This window comes from Sphingomonas astaxanthinifaciens DSM 22298 (assembly GCF_000711715.1).
Taxonomy (GTDB): Bacteria; Pseudomonadota; Alphaproteobacteria; order Sphingomonadales; family Sphingomonadaceae; genus Sphingomicrobium; species Sphingomicrobium astaxanthinifaciens_A.
This window is the reverse complement of record NZ_JONN01000001.1, coordinates 1,055,627-1,071,912: the sequence shown is the minus strand read 5'-3', so window position 1 is coordinate 1,071,912 and position 16,286 is coordinate 1,055,627. Positions and strand designations below refer to the sequence as shown.

The following is a 16,286-nucleotide window of genomic DNA, read 5'->3' as shown; positions in this document are numbered from 1 at the left end:
TCCCCTGGTTCGTTAGGTTGGGCGTATGCCTCGCGCCTAGCATGGCTTGGGTGAGTCGCAAACAAGCTCGGTTGAACCGCGCGGCGGGGCTGCTAGCCTGCCTTCACACTTACCGGGTGGAGGACAGGGAAACTTCATGAACAACCTCACGAACGTCGCCTTTCGCGGCGCCAGGATGCTGCTGCTTTCGGCGAGCTGCACCGCCGCCGTCGCCTTTGCGCAGAGCGCGCCGATCGTGCAGCCGGGCGCGCCGGGGCAGGCGTCGCGGGCGGTCGATGCGGCGACCGCAGTCAGGATCGCCGACACCAGCTACTCGGCCTATGACGTGCGCTTCCTGCAGGACATGATCCCGCACCACGCGCAGGCGACCCAGATGACCGCGCTGGTCCCGAGCCGCACCAACCGGCCCGAGATCCTGACGGTCGCGAAGCGGATCGACGCCACCCAGGCCGACGAAATCGCCTTCATGAAGAAGTGGCTGACCGATCGCGGGCAGGCGACCACCAACGAGCATGCCATGCACATGATGCATGACGCGGCGATGATGACGATGATGGGGATGGCGACCCCCGAGCAGATGGCGGCGCTCTCCGCGGCCAAGGGCGTCGAGTTCGAGCGCCTGTTCCTGACCCGGATGATCAGCCACCACCAGGGCGCGGTGCGGATGGCGCAGGAGCTGCTGGGGCGCGGGGGGACCGCGGCGGACCCCGGCCTCAACGCCTTCGTCACCGACCTCGTCAAGGAGCAGCAGGAAGAGATCAAGCGGATGACCGCGCTGCTCGGCACCATCGCCGAGGATCCGCGCACCGGGCTCAAGGCGGGGACCAGGGACGCGGGCCAGGCGATCAGCGGGATGACGCTCGTCGCCTCGCTGCCGCGGCCGACCGGCTTCTTCGATCCCAAGAACCCCTATGACCTGCCGCCCAAGGCGCTGGTCAAGCAAGGCGAGAAGCTGCCCGAGGGCGCCGGCCGCGCGCCGCTGCTGAGCTTCGCGCAGACCGACATGGCCTTCCAGGGCGATGTGCTGGCGACCGGCAACTACCATGGCTTCAACCTCTACCGGGTGAACCCCGCGGGCGGCGCGCCGGCGCTGGTCAGCTCGACCATCTGCCCGGGCGGGCAGGGCGACCTCAGCCTGGTCGGCAACATCCTGATCATGAGCGTCGAGCAGGGCCGCGGCCGGCTCGACTGCGGCCGGCAGGGCGTGCAGGACTTCGTCAGTCCCGAGCGCTTCCGCGGGATCCGCATCTTCGACATCTCCGACCTCGCCAATCCGCGCCAGGTCGGCGCGGTGCAGACCTGCCGCGGGAGCCACACCCATTCGGTGATCAGCTCCGACGCCGAGAAGATCATCGTCTATGTCTCGGGCACCTCGCAGGTCCGCAGCGAGAAGGAACTGGCGGGTTGCGTCAACGACCCCGGCTCGCAAAAGTCGGCCTTGTTCAGCATCGACGTGATCGAGATCCCGCTCGCCAATCCGGCGGCGGCGCGGATCGTCGACAAGCCGCGCGTCTTCGGCGACCCCGCCACCGGCAGCATCTCGGGGCTGTGGGCGGGCGGCGACCATGGCGACGGGACGCAGGAGACCAACCGCACCGACCAGTGCCACGACATCACCGCCTTCCCCTCGCTGAAGCTGGCGGCGGGCGCCTGCTCGGGCAACGGCATCCTGCTCGACATCAGCAATCCCTCGAAGCCGAAGCGTGTCGACCAGGTGCTCGATCCGACCTTCGCCTACTGGCATTCGGCGACCTTCAACAACGACGGCACCAAGGTCATCTTCACCGACGAGTGGGGCGGCGGCGGGCGGCCGCGCTGCCTGGTCAGCGATCCCAAGGACTGGGGCGCCAACGCCATCTACGACATCGTCGACGGCAAGCTCCGGTTCCGCAACCATTACAAGCTGCCCGCGCCGCAGACCGAGACCGAGAATTGCGTCGCGCACAACGGCTCGATCATCCCGGTCCCGGGCCGCGACCTGTTCGTCCAGGCCTGGTACCAGGGCGGCATATCGATCAGCGACTTCACCGATTCGAGCCGCCCGACCGAGATCGGCTATTTCGACCGCGGCCCGCTCTACAAGGACGAGCTGACCCTCGCCGGCTTCTGGTCGGCCTATTACTACAAGGGGCAGATCTACGGGACCGAGATCGCGCGCGGGCTCGACGTGCTGGCGCTCAAGCCCGGCCCGCAGCTGTCGGCGAACGAGATCGCGGCGGCGGCGCTCGCCCAATATGCCAACGGGCGCTTCAATCCGCAGGACCAGTATCCGGTCAGCTGGCCCGCGGTGCCGGTGGTGGCGCTCGCCTATGTCGACCAGCTCGAGCGGAGCCAGAGCCTGCCCGCCGCGCAAATTGCCCAGCTGCGCTCGGCCTTGGCGGCGCCGAAGGCGGGGCAGCTCCGCAGCCTCGCGGGGTCTCTGGTCGCCCCGGCCGACGCGATCGCGGCGAAGCGGGTGGCGGCGCTGAAGACCGTGCTGCTGGCGATGAAGTAGGAAAACGTCGTCCCCGCGCAGGCGGGGACCTCGGGCGACGATGGAAAGCGTTTCCTGGGGTCCCCGCCTGCGCGGGGACGACGGTCTTTTAGCGCAGCAGCAGCACCGCCGCCGCGCTCGCGGCCGCGGCGAGGATCGCGACGACGAGGTCGCGGATCCGGACCCGCGGCAGCTTGTTCACCTCGACCTTGACCTCGGGGATGCCGGGGGGCGCGCCGCCGGGTGCCGGGAAATAATGGTCGAGCCGGTCGATGAGGTCGGGGATCTTCCTGAGCGCCCGGGTGACATGGACGATGCGGTCGGCGGCATAGGCCTCGGGGCCGAGCTCGGAGCGGATCCATTCCTTGAGGAAGGGCTCGGCCTGCTCCCACATGTTGATGTCGGGATCGAGGAAGGTCGCGACCCCTTCCTCCATCACCATCGTCTTCTGGAGGAGCAGCAGGTGCGGCTGGACCGGCATGTCGAAGTCGCGGGTGATCGAGAACAGGCCTTCGAGCATCCGGCCGACGCTGATGTCCTTGACCGGGAGGCCGCGGATCGGCTCGCCAACGGCGCGCAGCGCGGTCGCGAACTCCTCGCTGTTGTGGTGGGCGGGGACGTACTGCGCCTCGAAGTGGATCTCGGCGACGCGGGCGTAATTGCCGGTAATGAGCCCGTAGAGGATCTCGGCCAGCCACAGCCGCGCGCGGCGGTCGATCCGGCCCATGATCCCGAAATCGATCGCGGCGAGGCGGCCGTCGGGAAGCGCGAACAGATTGCCCTGGTGGAGGTCGGCGTGGAAGAAGCCGTCGATCACCGCCTGGCGGAGGAAGGCGCGGACGAGGATCCCGGCGAGGTCGCGCGGATTGTGGCCGGCGGCGATGAGGTCGTCGCGCTTGGAAAGCTTGATCCCGTCGAGCCACTCGAGCGTCAGGACGCGCCGCGCGGTCCGGCGCCAGTCGATCTCGGGGACGTAGAAACCGTCCTCGGCGACCATATTCTCCTTGAGCTCGCTGGCCGAGGCGGCTTCGCGCTGGAGGTCGAGTTCGCGCCGGGTCCACTGGCGGAAATGGGCGATGACGGTCTTGGGTCGGAGGCGCTTCGCCTCGTCCCCGGCATGGGCTTCGAGGTGGGCGGCGGCCCATTCATAGGTCTCGAGCGCCTCGGCGAACATGTCCTCGATGCCCGGGCGCAGCACCTTGACCGCGACCTCGCGGCCCTCGGTGGTGACCGCGCGGTGGACCTGCGCGATCGAGGCGGCGCCGACCGGCACCTCGTCGAAGCTGCTGAAGAGCGTTTCGAGCGGGGCCTCGAGCGCCTGCTCGACCGCTTTCCGGATCAGCGGGAAGGGGGCGGGGGGAAGCGAATCCTGGAGCGCGAACAGATTGTGCGCGGCTTTCTCGCCGACGAGGTCGGGGCGGGTGGCGAGCGCCTGGCCGAGCTTGATCGCGGCCGGGCCCAGTTGCTGGAGCGCGGCGGCGTAATCGGGCTCGGCTGGTTGCGGGAGGCCGAAGCGTGCGAGCCGGACGAGGCGGCGCGCGAAGGGCGGGGTCAGCGGGTCTTTTTCGACCCCCTGCAGGGCGCCGTAGCGCGCGAGCGTCCGCCCCCATCGCAGCAGGCGGAGAACGTGGGTGGTTGAGGAGGTCACTGCCACTCCCGCTCGCAGGCGGAAGGGGAGAAAGGCTGGGTCATGCCTTCCACCCCGACCAAATGCAGACGAGGCCGCCCATCAGCGTTTCGGTGCGGGTGCGGACGAAGCCGGCTTCGCCGATCATCCGCTCGAAATCATGCGGCTTGGGGAAGCGGCGGATGCTTTCGACGAGATAGCGGTAGCTCGCCTCGTCGTTGGTGACCGCCTTGCCGATCTTGGGGATCGCCTTGTCGGCCCACAGTTCATAGGCCTCGCCGAAGCCCGGCCAGTCGCTGGTCGAGAATTCGAGCACGAAGAAGCGGCCGCCGAACTTGAGGACCCGGTGGGCTTCGCGCAGCGCCTTGGGAATGTCGGTGACGTTCCGGATGCCGAAGGCGATGGTGTAGGCGTCGAAGGCGCGGTCGGAGAAGCCGAGCACCTCGGCATTCTGGACCGACCAGGTCAGGCCCTCGATCCCCTTCTTGGCCGCGCGCTCCTCGCCGACGCCGAGCATGTCGGCGTTGATGTCGCTGACCGTGACCCGCGCGCCGCGCCTGGCCATGCGGAAGGCGATGTCGCCGGTGCCTCCCGCCATGTCGAGGATCTGCTCGCCCGGCTGGGGCTTCACGCGGCTGACGAAGCGGTCCTTCCAGAGCCGGTGCATGCCCGCGCTCATCAGGTCGTTCATGATGTCGTAGCGACGGGCGACGGAGGAGAAGACCTCGCCCACCTTGCGGGTCTTTTCCTCGGGGCTGACCAGCTGGTCGCCGAAGTTCACGGGTTCGGACATGGGTGAGGGCTCTAGCGGGGCCGGGCGGCGCGCGCCATATGGCCTGCAGCATGCCCGAGCTTCCCGAAGTCGAAACCACCGTGCGCGGGCTGGAGAAGGTGCTTCTCGGCCGCCGCCTGACCCGGGTCGAGGCGCGGCGCGCGGATCTCCGGCGCGCCTTCCCGGACGATCTTGGCCAGCGGCTGACGGGGGCGCGGGTGACGGGCCTCGGGCGGCGGGCGAAATATGGGCTCGTCCATACCGACCGGGCCGATACGATGATCTTCCATCTCGGCATGAGCGGGCGGTGGCGGATCGATCCCACCGAGATCGAACTTCACGACCATCTGCTGCTCGACACCGACGACGGGCACCGGCTGGCGCTGAACGACCCGCGCCGGTTCGGGAGCGTCGACCTGGTGCCGACCGCAAAGCTCGATTCGTGGCCGGCCTTCGCCGAGCTGGGACCCGAGCCCTTCGACCTCACCGCGGGCGACCTCGAGCGGCGGCTGGAGGGGCGGAGCGCGGCGATCAAGCTCTTGCTGCTCGACCAGCGAATCGTCGCCGGGCTGGGCAATATCTACGTCTGCGAGGCGCTGTTCCGGGCGGGGATCAATCCCAAGCGCGCCGGGGGCAAGGTCAGCCGCGCCCGACTCGAGCGGCTGGTGCCCGCGATCCACGCGGTGCTTGCCGAGGCGATCGCGGCGGGCGGCTCGACGCTTCGCGACTATGCCCAGCCCGACGGCGAACTCGGCTATTTCAGCAAGAGCTTCTCGGTCTATGATCGCGAGGGCGCGGACTGCCCGTGCGGGGGCAAGGTACGCCGGTTCGCGCAGGGCGGGCGCTCGACCTGGTATTGCCCCGCCTGCCAGCGCTAGTGAGTTGACCGCATGGGCCTCCTCGTATAGGGGACCCGTCAACCGGTGCGAGCCACATGGGCTTTGCGCCGCTTTTCATTTGTCAGCTTTAAGGAACGTAAGTCAGCCATGGCGAACACGCCGCAAGCCAAGAAGCGCATCCGCCGCAACACCCGCCGCGCCGAGATCAACGGCGCGCGCGTCAGCCGCATCCGCACCTTCATCAAGGCGGTCGAATCGGCGTTGCTGGCCGGCGACAAGGGCGCGGCGAGCGAGGCCCTCAAGGCGGCCCAGCCCGAGCTGCAGCGCGGCGTGGCCCGCGGCGTGCTCCACAAGAACACCGCCTCGCGCAAGTTCTCGCGCCTGACCAAGCGGGTCGCCTCGCTCGGCTGACACCGCAAACTGTCCAATTTCGGGAAGGCCGTCGGATGCGAATCCGGCGGCCTTTTTCGTTACGGGCAAAAAACCGTTTGCTTCCCGCGATTCGCGACCAGCTGCGGTTAACGAGACACAGAAAAACGGCGGAAAACAGCGGGTAATGGCCGCTCCTCTCGGGAGGGGCGTGTCAAGCGCATTTATTTCACTCTCGTGAAAAAAGGGCAGTTGTCAGACGCCCGTCCGATGTTCCAGAAAACCCCTCCGGCAGTGATTCCACTGGGGGGATCCAAGCGAGGGTGAAGTGGAGCGTGGCGACTCGGGGTCGCCGCGGACGCTCCTGCTTTGCCCGGGGAAATCGCCGACTGCCGGCGCGGACGACAAGAGGGAGGCTCGGGGCCAAGTGACGGGTTATGGATCGGGAATGGGGCAGGGGGCAGTCGGCCAGGACGATGGGGCGGTGATGTCCCTCGATACCTCGCCGCTCGCTGCGGCCTGGTCCGCGATCCGGACCGGCCTTCGCCGCGACTGCGGCGCCCGCACCTTCGACGGCTGGCTGAAGCCGGCCGAGCTCGGCGCCTTCGATCCCGACAGCGGCAGCCTCGAGCTGGTCATGCCGAGCCAGTTCATGGCCGACTGGGTGCGCAGCCATTTCGGCGAGCGGCTCCAGCTCGCCTGGCGGACCACGCTTCCGGTGGTGCGCGAAGTTCGGGTCGTCGCCTGCGACGGGGGCCCGCGCCCCGCGCCGCTGCTGATCCTCGAGGAGGAGCCGGTTCCGGCCGCGCCGGTGGCGATCGCCTCGCCGCATCCCCGCCCGGCCTTCGATCCGCGCTACAGCTTCGAGAGCTTCGTCGTCGGCAAGGCGAACGAGGTCGCGGCGACCGCCGCCAAGACCCTCGCCGAAGCGCCGAGCGTGACCTTCAATCCCTTGTTCCTCCATGGCGGCACCGGGCGGGGCAAGACCCACCTGCTGCACGCGCTCGGCCAGCGCTTCCTCGAACTCAACCCGCAGGCCCTCGTCGTGATGATGAGCGCCGAGAAGTTCATGGTCGAGTTCGTCCGCGCGATCCGCGAGAACGACACCATCGGCTTCAAGCATCGGCTGCGCAGCGCCGACCTGCTGCTGGTCGACGACGTCCAATTCATCGCCGGCAAGGAATCGACGCAGGAAGAATTCTTCCACACGATGAACGAGATCATCAACGCCGGTAAGCGGCTGGTGATCACCTCGGACCGCGCGCCGCAGGACCTCGACGGGATCGCCCCGCGGATCCTCTCGCGCCTGAGCTGGGGGCTGGTCGCGGATATCAACGCCGCCGACCTCGAGCTTCGCTACAACATCCTCCTCGCCAAGCTGGCGCAGCTGCCGGGCGTGTCGATGCCCGACAATGTGGTCGACTTCCTCGCCCGCCGGCTGACCAATTCGATCCGCGAGCTCGAGGGCGCGCTGAACCGCATCGCCGCTTATGCGCTGATGACGGGCAAGGCGATCGACCTCGCCTTCGTCGAGGAAGTGCTGGCGAACGTGCTGCGCGCCAACCAGCGGCGGATCAGCATCGACGAGATCCAGACCCGGGTCGCCGAGCATTATTGCATCCGCAAGGCCGAGATGGTCAGCGCGCGCCGCGCCCGCGAGGTCGCCCGTCCGCGCCAGGTCGCCATGTATTTGTCCAAGCAGCTGACGCCCAAGTCGCTGCCCGACATCGGCCGCCGCTTCGGCGGGCGCGACCATACGACGGTGATCCACGCCGTCCGCCAGATCGAGAAGCTGCGCGCGAGCGATCCCGACATGGACGCCGCGATCCGCCTGCTGACCCGCCAGCTCGAGGGCTGAGCCCGCCAGCCTGGCCGCTCGGGCCGGGGAGTGGAGCGCGCGGCGTAAAGCTGTCATGATGGCCGGCGACGGAGGGCCATCATCATGCGTCACCACGGCATTGTTGCGGCGGGTATCGCGCTCGCGCTGGCAGGGCAGTCGGCACAGGCGTCGGAGCAGGTCCGGCTGACCGGACGAAGTGCCGCCGACGACGAACTCCAGACCGACATCGTCAGGACGATCACCCTCTACGGAAGCGCGTTCCATTGCCCCGCGCCGAGCGTGATTGCCGCCGACCTCCTCAATGCCGCGTCGGTCCCGGCCAGGCTCCGGCCCGACTCGCCCGAGGCCTCCTTCGAGGAATGGGACGCGACCTTCTGCGGGAAGAAGCAGCGCTTCTTCGTCAGCTTCTGGCCGGACCCCAAGGGCGGATCCTTCCTGTCGGTGCAATATCCCTATCCCGCCGACGCTCCGCGCGCGGCGGTCAGGTAGGAAGGTTTGCTAGCGGGCGTAGGTCTCGTTGCCGATGAAGCCGAGCGGGTAGCCCGACAGCGCCGTCACGTTGAGCATGCAGGCGAGGGGATCGACGTCGCCCGGCTGGCGCACGCGGACGCCGTCCCTGGCCAGCCAGGCCGGATCGATCGCGCCCGGGCCATAAGGACCGCTCAGCGCGCCGGCAGCCGCCGGACCGCAATGGGCCTCGACCGCGCGGACGTAGGCCTTGGGGTCGCTCGTGCCGGGCGTGAAGCGCGGCGCGCGCTCGAGGAGGCCGTGCTGGGTGAGCCAGCTGGTCGCCTCGCTCTTCATGAAGGCGGCGGCGCGGGTGTTGCGGATTCGGTCGAAGCGGGGCTGGAGCGCGGGCGACAGCTCGACCCGGGTGTCGAGGGTCGCCGCCTCGTCGAGGCAGGAGAGCTGGGCGTCGGTAGCGCTGGTCGCGGCGGGCAGGGAGAGGATGTCCATGTCGAGGACCCGCTCGAACCGCATGGTGGGCGTCCCGAGCCCGCAGGCCGTGGCGCGCTGTAGCGTTGTCGGCGGCGGCGCAGCCTGCAGCAGGAGGGCGGCGAGCAGGATCATCGGCGCGAGCATCGCATTGCCGTGACGCCGGCGCAACGACCCTTCAGGCGAGCGGCGGGAGGGCGTTCGTCTGGCGCAGCGCCTCGCCCAGCGCGAGGGCGGCGGAGGTGGCGAGGTTGAGCGAGCGGACTTGCGGACGGAGCGGGATTCGGACCTGTTCCTGGACGAGGGCGCGGACGGGGTCGGGCACGCCGGCGCTTTCCTTGCCGAACAGCAGGATGTCGTCGCTTCGGTAGGCGAAATCGTAGGCCGAGACCGTCGCGCGGGTGGTGAAGAGGATCAGGCGCGCGTGGCCGACCGTCTCAAGGAAGGCGTCGAAGCCGGCGTGGCGGGTAACCGCGACATGGTCGATATAGTCCATGGCGGTGCGGCGGACGCGGGCATCGTCCCACTCGAAGCCCATCGGCTCGATGAGGTCGACCGCGACCCCCAGGCAGGCGCCGAGGCGAAGGACGGCGCCGACATTGCCGGGGATCTCGGGCTCGAACAGGGCGATGCGCATGGGCGCGTCGTTGGCGGGTTCGGCGGGCAAAGGAAAGCCCGCCCGGATCACTCTGGACGGGCTCGTGTTTTTGTCGCCGGTGAAGCGGCCTAGCGCTTCTTCTGGGCGGGGACGGTGATCTTGATCGTCTCGCCGTCGCGGCCCGGGAAGCCGGTGAACATCGCCTGGATCAGGTTGGGCACCAGTACCTGCGTGTTGTCGGTGGTCGAGCGCGCCTGCGCCTTGCCATCGAACAACTGCTGGTTGTCGGCGCGGCGACGGATGTCGAGATCGAGCTCGGACTTGTACTCGGTATATTCGCGCACGTCCGGACCGCCGTACCAGAAGGGGTCGTCCCAGCCGTAGAAGAAGGGCGAGCGATAGCCGCCATAATAGCCGAAGCGGCTGTAATAGGGCTGGCCGTAATAGACGCCGAAGCGCGGGTCGAAGCGGCTGCCGTAGAGGCCGTAGGGGCTGTAATAGCCGCGATAGAAGGGATCGTAGCGGCCCGGCCCGAAGTTATCGACGACCACCCGCTGGGTGCCCTTGTCGACGTCGTAGCCGAGCTGGACGATCATCGTCGCGGCCTCAGGGCTGGCGGCGGCGCTGTAGCCCTGCGCCTGGAGCTGCTGGGTGACGAGCGCGGCATAACGGCTCCACTCGAGCCCGCCGCCGCGCGCGCGGCCTTCGCCGGGAACGACGTAAAAGCTCTGCCCCTGGGGGGCGGGCATGGCCTGGAACCGGGTGACCTTGGCCGGAAGGCCGGTGGCGCAGGCGGAGAGCCCGACCGACGCCGCGCCGACCAGAGCGGCCGCGGCAAGCTTCTTGAGGAACGTCATGACTGGCAAACCCTCGACTCGGGGAAAGTCCCGGTAAACGAGGGGCTTATAACATGAAGTTGGTTGAACCGTCGATGAAGGGAGCGGGTGGGGCGGTGAGCGGAGGCTCATACCGGCGGTCGTTCGCGCTGAGCGACGTCGAAGCACGGTGGCGCAGGCGCCCTTCGACGTCGCTCAGGACGAACGATGTCCTGACCCTAGTGCCGCGAGAGGCCCAGCGCGCGCTTGGCGGCCAGCAGGGTCGGGGCGGCGAGGGCAGCCGCGTCCTCGGCACCCTTGTCGAGCAGCCGGTCGAGGGTGGCGGTGTCGCGCTCGAGCTCGGTGTAGCGGGCGCGGATCGGGGCGATCAGCGTCATCAGCGCCTCGGCCAGCGCGGGCTTGAAGGCGCCGAAGCCCTGGCCCTCGAAGCGGGCGAGGATGGCGGTCTCGCTCTCGCCGGTGACCGCAGCAAGGATGCCGACGAGGTTGCGTGCCTCGGGGCGGCCGGCGAGCAGCTCGGGGTCGCCGGGAAGCGGATCGGGATCGGTGCGCGCCTTGCGGATCTTGGCGGCGATCTCGTCGTCCGAATCGACGAGGTTGATCCGGCTCATGTCCGAGGGGTCGGACTTGCTCATCTTGGCCGAGCCGTCGCGCAAGCTCATGACTCGCGCCGAGACGCCGCCGCCGACGAACGGCTCGGGGATGGCGAAGGTCTCGGTGCCCGTGTCCTGGTTGAACTTGATCGCGATGTCGCGGGTCAGCTCGATATGCTGCTTCTGGTCCTCGCCCACGGGCACGTGGCTGGGGCGATAGAGGAGGATGTCGGCGGCCTGGAGGACGGGATAGTCGAACAGAGCGACGCTGGCCCCTTCCTTGTTCTTGCCCGACTTGTCCTTCCACTGGGTCATCCGGCTGAGCCAGCCCATCCGGGCGGTGCCGTTGAGGATCCAGCAGAGCTCGGCATGGGCGGGGACGTCGCTCTGCGCGAAAAGGGTCGAGCGGGCGGGGTCGATCCCGCTGGCGATCAAGGCGGCGGCCATGGCGCGGACCTGCGCGCGGCGGGTCTCGGCCGGGATGAAGTCCGACAGGCTGTGGAGGTCGGCGAGGAAGAAGAGGCACGGGGCCTCATCCTGCATCCGCACCCAGCGCAGGATCGCGCCGAGCAGGTTGCCGAGGTGAAGGTTGCCGGTCGGCTGGATGCCCGACAGGACGCGGGTGACGGGACGCTCAGCCGGCATCGGCCACCGGGCGCTTGCGGCGCAGGAGGGCAAGGAAGGCGTCGCGGTCGACCCCTCCCAGCACCCACACCAGCGGGAAATAGACGGCAAGGCCGCTGCCGATCAGCACGGCGAGCCCGACCAGCCGGTGGCCGAGGCCGCCGGTGAACCAGTCGCCAATAAGCTGGCGGACCACGTAGATCGCCGCGACCATCGCGCCGGCGGCAAGGAACTGGCGGAGGATCCGAGTCCCGAGCCAGCCCGGCATCCGGAAATGCCCGCGGCGGTGGAGGATGACGTAGAGGATCGCGCAGTTGAGCCAGCTGGTGAAGGCGACCACCGCCGAAAGGCCGGCGATCCCGAAGAAGGGGATCAGGGCGAAGTTGAGGACGACGTTGGCGACCAGCACCACCGCCGCGATCTTGACCGGGGTGCCGGTGTCCTGGCGCGAATAGAAGCCGGGGGTCAGCACCTTGACCAGCACATAGGCGGGAAGGCCGAGCACGATGATCGCCAGCACCTGCGCGGTGACCGCGGTGTCGGCGGCGCTGAACTTGCCGCCCTGGAATAGCGCGCCGACCAGCGGCTCGGCCGCGGCGCAGAGCGCGAGGGCGGCGGGAAGGCAGAGCAGCATCGCGAGTTCGGCCGCCTGGGCCTGGATGGTGGCGGCCTTGTCGGGCTCGCCGGCGCCGACGTGGCGGCTGATCTGGGGCAGGATGGCGGTGCCGAGCGCGGCGCCGATGACGCCCAGCGGAAGCTGGTTCAGCCGGTCGGCGAAGTTGAAGTAGCTGGGGGCGCCCGTGCCGAGCCGGGTCAGGAAGAAGGTGTCGATGAAAGCACTGATCTGGTAGACGCCCGCGCCCAGCGTCGCGGGGACGACCACCCGGACGAACTGGCGCACGCCCGGCGTCATCCGCGGGCGGCGGAGGCGGAGCGAAATGCCCGCGCGCTTGGTCGCGATCAGCAGCAAAGCGAGCTGGACCACGCCGCCCAGCGTGACCGCCACCGCAAGCGCGGTTGCGCTCGGCTTGCCGCCCTCGGGGACGACCAGCAGCGCGATCATCATCATGAGGTTGAGCAGCGCCGGCGCGAAGGCGGCGGCGGTGAAGCGGGTCAGGCTGTTGAGGATGCCCGAGAAGAGCGAGACCAGGCTGATCAGCAGCAGGTAGGGGAAGGTGATCCGGGTGAGGAAGGTGGTGAACTCGAGCTTGTCGCCGACATAGCCCGATAGGGCCGCGACGAACGGGCCCATGATCACCTGGAACACCAGGGTGAAGAGGATGAGCGTCGGCAGGAACACCGCCAGCACTTCCTCGGAAAATTTGCGCGCTTCCTCGGCGCCGCCTTCGCCGTGGAGGCGCTGCGAGAAGAGGGGCACGAAACCGGCCGAGAAGGCGCCCTCGCCGAACAGCCGGCGGAAGGTGTTGGGCAGGCGGAAGGCGACCACGAAGGCATCGGTGGCGTTGCTCGCGCCGAGGATGCGCGAGGTCAGCATCTCGCGGCCGAATCCGAGGATCCGGCTGACCATCGTCAGCCCGCCGATCGTCCCGGTCGATTTGAGGAGGTTCACTCCCGCGGGCCCTTCGCGCTCTTTACTGGACGGTCGGTTCGCCGGCGGGCTGTTCGCCGCCGTCGGCCTGCTGCGCCTGCGCTTCGACCTGCGCCATGTAGATTCCGGCGAAGTCGATCGGATCGAGCATCAGCGGCGGGAAGCCGGCGTCCTGGACCGAGTGGGCGACGACCTGGCGCGCGAACGGGAAGAGCAGGCGCGGGGCCTCGACCAGCAGGAACGGCGGAAGCTGCTCTTCGGGGATGTTGCGCAGCCCGAACAGGCCAGCGTAGCTCAAATCGAGGACGAAATGGACGCCCGAGGCCGAGCGGGCCGAGGCGTCGATCTTGAGCACGACCTCGTGGACATCGTCGGCGATCTTGTTGACCGCGATGTTGAACTGGACGTCGAGCTGCGGCTGCTCGTTCCACTGCAGCACCTGCGGCGACGAGGGGTTCTCGACCGACAGGTCCTTCACATATTGCGCCAGCGCCGCGACCTGCGGAGCCTCAGGGTTGGCGGTCTCGTCGGCGCCGTTCGCACCGAGGGTCGCGGGATCAGAAGCGGCCATGATTTATGCCCTTAACCATGCTACAAGGAAGAATGAGGCAGAACGTGTGTTGCCCGGCCCGTGATGGGGCGGGCGACTAGCAGCCGGGTCGAACCGGTGCAATGGCGCGGGCAAGCCTTTAGGCGAGGGTTGGAAAGCCGGGGCACCAGCCCCTATGTAATGCGTTACGTCCCCAGGCTCGACACGAGAGAAAGCGGTTCCTTGGTTTCGATCATCATCCTCGCGCTGGTTGCCCTGTTCATCGGCCTCAGGCTGTACAATGTGCTGGGCGAACGGACGGGACACGAACAGCAGCTGACCCTGAAGCCCGCCGACGCCGAGGCGGCCCCGGCGCCGCGCACGGCGGTCGCGACCCCCGGCCAGGCGCTTCCAGCCGAGCCGCTCGACACGGCGTATCTCCCGACTGCCGGGCCCGGTGTCCGCGCGCTGCTCGCCGCCGACCCGAGCTTCGACGTCGCCCGCTTCCTCGAGGGCGCGCAGGCCGCCTACCGGATGATCCTCGAGAGCTTCTGGAAGGGCCGGATCGACGAGGTGCGCGGCTTCCTCGACCCCGAGATCGCGGGGGCTTTCGACCAGGCGATCGCCGAGCGCGAGGCCGCGGGCCAGACGCTCGACAACCGCCTGATCGCGATCGAGCAGGCGCTGATCGCCGCGGCCAACCTGTCGGGCAAGGTCGCCACCGTCACCGTCCGGTTCGAGGCCGACATCGCCGCGGTCACCCGCGACGGCGAGGGCAATGTCGTCGCCGGCTCGCTCAGCGACGCGGTCCAGACCCGTGACCGGTGGACCTTCCGCCGCGACCTCGGCTCGCGCGATCCCAACTGGATCCTGATCGAAACCGACGACGAATAGTGCGGAGCTTCAAGCCTGCGTTCGCCGCGCTGCTCGCTTTGTCGATCGCGGCCTGCGCGACCCGTCCGGTTCCCCAGCCCGCGCCGCTCCCGGCGCCCGCCCCGGTGCCGACCCCGGCTCCGCCGCCCGCGCCGCCGCCACCCAAGCGCGCGCTCGACGCCGGCGCCTTCCTCGCCGCGCCGCGGACCCTGACCGACGAGCAGGCGAGCCGCGCGCTCGACGCGTTCAAGATCAGCTGCCCGGTGCTGGTCCGGCGCAAGGACGCCTCGGGCCTGACCCTGGCGGCGGACTGGCAGCCGCTCTGCGCCGAGGCGGCGAGCCTGACGGCCGGCCAAGCGAGGGCGTTTTTCGAGCAGCGCTTCGACTGGGTCCAGGTCGGCGACGGCAAGGCCTTCGCGACCGGCTATTACGAGCCCGAGCTGGCCGGCTCACGGACGCCGCTGCCGGGCTATGTGCCGATCTACCGGACCCCGACAGACCTCACCCGCTGCACCCGTCCCGACGGGCAGACCGGGCGCGGGCGGATCGACGAGACGGGGACCTGCGTCCTTTATTATTCGCGGCCCGAGATCGAGGACGGGGCGCTGGCGAACAAGGGGCTCGAGCTCGCCTGGGCGGCCGACCCGATCGACTTGTTCTTCCTCCAGATCCAGGGCTCGGGGCGGCTGAAGCTGCCCGACGGGAACGAGATGCGGATCGGCTATGCCGAACAGAACGGCCGCGAATACAAGGCGATCGGGCGGATCATGCGCGAGCGCGGCATCCTCCAGCCCGGCGGCACCACCATGCAGGACATCGTCGCCTGGCTGCGCGCTTATCCCGACCAAGGCCGCGCGATCATGCGCGAGAACCTGTCCTACGTCTTCTTTCGCGAGCTGACCGGGCCGGGCCCCCTGGGCGCGATGAACGTCCCCGTGACGGGCCGCGCGAGCGTTGCCGCCGATCCCCTGTTCGTGCCCTTGGGTGCGCCGATCTTCCTGTCGGTCGACCGGCCCGAGGCCAATGGCCTGTGGATCGCGCAGGACACCGGCGGCGCGATCAAGGGCGCCAACCGGGTCGATACCTTCTGGGGCCACGGGGTCGAGGCCACGCGGATCGCGGGCGGCATGGCGGCCAAGGGCAGCGCGCTGCTGCTCCTCCCGCGCGGGAGCCTTGCCGCCGCCAAGGCGCGCGCGGCCAGCGCCGCGGGAGTGGTCCCGACCGTTGCGCAACCTCAGCCCTGAAGAACAGGCCCTGTGGGCGCGGGTGACCGCGACCATCACGCCGCTCAGCCGTGACGACGCGCCCGCGCCGAAGCTTGCCCCTGCGCCCGCGCCGCCGCCACTGCCCGAACCCGTCCGCTCGCCACCGCCGAAAGGGCGGGTGCCGCCGCCGCGGCCGGTGACCGCCGCCCCGGTCCGCCGCGCGACCATTCATGGCAATCTCGACGGCCATTGGGAAAAGCGGCTCAAGAGCGGCAACATCGCGGTCGACCGCACCGTCGACCTCCATGGCCATAATCTCGACGCCGCCTGGGAGGCGATCGACCGCGCGCTCGAGCGGGCGGTGAATGCGGGCGAGCGGGTGCTCTTGCTGGTCACCGGCCACCATCGTCCGGGCGAGCCGCCGATCCAGCGCGGGCGGATCCGCGCCGCGGTCCACGACTGGCTGGCGGTCAGCCGCCATGCCGACCGCATCGCCGCGGTCCGAAGCGCACACCGCCGGCATGGCGGGGGCGGGAGTCTGTACCTCATCCTGCGGCGCTGAGCCGGGGGCCGGACCTACACGGCTTCTTAACCCCATCCTTTTACACGTGCCCCGTAATGAA

The 16,286-nt window shown here is 69.2% G+C and carries 16 protein-coding genes; 8 read left to right on the top strand and 8 right to left on the bottom strand.

Annotated features, from left to right (window positions below):
- The first annotated feature begins 136 nt into the window (after positions 1-136).
- Positions 137-2,494 (top strand): DUF305 domain-containing protein, encoded by a 2,358-nt coding sequence (locus BS69_RS0105365; RefSeq protein ID WP_084184304.1) that lies wholly within the window; start codon positions 137-139, stop codon positions 2,492-2,494.
- Between the two features lie 88 nt (positions 2,495-2,582).
- On the opposite strand, the gene ubiB is transcribed toward BS69_RS0105365, so the two are convergent.
- Together ubiB and BS69_RS0105355 are read right to left on the bottom strand one after the other, a co-directional pair.
- Entirely contained in the window at positions 2,583-4,121 is a 1,539-nt protein-coding gene (ubiB, locus tag BS69_RS0105360; RefSeq protein ID WP_029940942.1) for a 2-polyprenylphenol 6-hydroxylase, read from the bottom strand.
- Between the two features lie 40 nt (positions 4,122-4,161).
- Complete coding sequence (locus BS69_RS0105355) at positions 4,162-4,893, bottom strand: class I SAM-dependent methyltransferase (protein ID WP_029940941.1); 732 nt, start codon at positions 4,891-4,893, stop codon at positions 4,162-4,164.
- Between the two features lie 50 nt (positions 4,894-4,943).
- Between BS69_RS0105355 and mutM the strand changes: the two genes are divergently transcribed.
- The 4 genes from mutM (at position 4,944) to BS69_RS0105335 (ending at position 8,409) form a co-directional block, all read left to right on the top strand.
- Entirely contained in the window at positions 4,944-5,750 is an 807-nt protein-coding gene (gene mutM, locus BS69_RS0105350; protein WP_029940940.1) for a bifunctional DNA-formamidopyrimidine glycosylase/DNA-(apurinic or apyrimidinic site) lyase, read from the top strand.
- A gap of 108 nt (positions 5,751-5,858) precedes the next feature.
- Positions 5,859-6,122 (top strand): 30S ribosomal protein S20, encoded by a 264-nt coding sequence (rpsT, locus tag BS69_RS0105345; protein ID WP_029940939.1) that lies wholly within the window; start codon positions 5,859-5,861, stop codon positions 6,120-6,122.
- 445 nt (positions 6,123-6,567) lie between these two features.
- Entirely contained in the window at positions 6,568-7,938 is a 1,371-nt protein-coding gene (dnaA, locus tag BS69_RS0105340) for a chromosomal replication initiator protein DnaA (protein ID WP_029940938.1), read from the top strand.
- Positions 7,939-8,022: 84 nt separating this feature from the next.
- Positions 8,023-8,409 (top strand): hypothetical protein, encoded by a 387-nt coding sequence (locus BS69_RS0105335; protein ID WP_029940937.1) that lies wholly within the window; start codon positions 8,023-8,025, stop codon positions 8,407-8,409.
- A 9-nt stretch (positions 8,410-8,418) separates the two neighbouring features.
- Here BS69_RS0105335 and BS69_RS0105330 read toward each other — a convergent pair whose 3' ends face one another.
- The 6 genes from BS69_RS0105330 to secB form a co-directional block, all read right to left on the bottom strand.
- Positions 8,419-9,027: a hypothetical protein gene (locus tag BS69_RS0105330; protein WP_156956908.1), complete on the bottom strand. Its 609-nt coding sequence runs from the start codon at positions 9,025-9,027 to the stop codon at positions 8,419-8,421.
- A gap of 7 nt (positions 9,028-9,034) precedes the next feature.
- Complete coding sequence (locus tag BS69_RS0105325; protein ID WP_029940935.1) at positions 9,035-9,493, bottom strand: tRNA (cytidine(34)-2'-O)-methyltransferase; 459 nt, start codon at positions 9,491-9,493, stop codon at positions 9,035-9,037.
- 89 nt (positions 9,494-9,582) lie between these two features.
- Positions 9,583-10,311 (bottom strand): DUF4136 domain-containing protein, encoded by a 729-nt coding sequence (locus BS69_RS0105320; protein WP_029940934.1) that lies wholly within the window; start codon positions 10,309-10,311, stop codon positions 9,583-9,585.
- A 197-nt stretch (positions 10,312-10,508) separates the two neighbouring features.
- Positions 10,509-11,528, bottom strand: a complete 1,020-nt coding sequence (gene trpS, locus BS69_RS0105315) for a tryptophan--tRNA ligase (RefSeq protein ID WP_029940933.1) — start codon at positions 11,526-11,528, stop codon at positions 10,509-10,511.
- Complete coding sequence (murJ, locus tag BS69_RS0105310) at positions 11,518-13,077, bottom strand: murein biosynthesis integral membrane protein MurJ (protein WP_029940932.1); 1,560 nt, start codon at positions 13,075-13,077, stop codon at positions 11,518-11,520. Before murJ ends, trpS begins: the two co-directional genes overlap by 11 nt.
- 22 nt (positions 13,078-13,099) lie before the next feature.
- A complete protein-coding gene (secB, locus tag BS69_RS0105305; RefSeq protein WP_029940931.1) occupies positions 13,100-13,627 on the bottom strand; it encodes a protein-export chaperone SecB in 528 nt (175 codons plus the stop codon).
- 201 nt (positions 13,628-13,828) lie between these two features.
- Here secB and BS69_RS0105300 point away from each other — a divergent pair, with 201 nt between their 5' ends.
- Genes BS69_RS0105300 through BS69_RS0105290 form a run of 3 tightly spaced genes read left to right on the top strand, consistent with a single transcriptional unit; the run spans position 13,829 to position 16,225 of the window.
- Positions 13,829-14,479 (top strand): Tim44/TimA family putative adaptor protein, encoded by a 651-nt coding sequence (locus tag BS69_RS0105300; protein ID WP_029940930.1) that lies wholly within the window; start codon positions 13,829-13,831, stop codon positions 14,477-14,479.
- On the top strand, positions 14,479-15,702 hold the full coding sequence (gene mltA / locus BS69_RS0105295) for a murein transglycosylase A (RefSeq protein ID WP_051676562.1): 1,224 nt from the start codon (positions 14,479-14,481) through the stop codon (positions 15,700-15,702). Before BS69_RS0105300 ends, mltA begins: the two co-directional genes overlap by 1 nt.
- On the top strand, positions 15,683-16,225 hold the full coding sequence (locus BS69_RS0105290; RefSeq protein WP_029940928.1) for a Smr/MutS family protein: 543 nt from the start codon (positions 15,683-15,685) through the stop codon (positions 16,223-16,225). Before mltA ends, BS69_RS0105290 begins: the two co-directional genes overlap by 20 nt.
- The last annotated feature ends 61 nt before the right edge of the window (positions 16,226-16,286 follow it).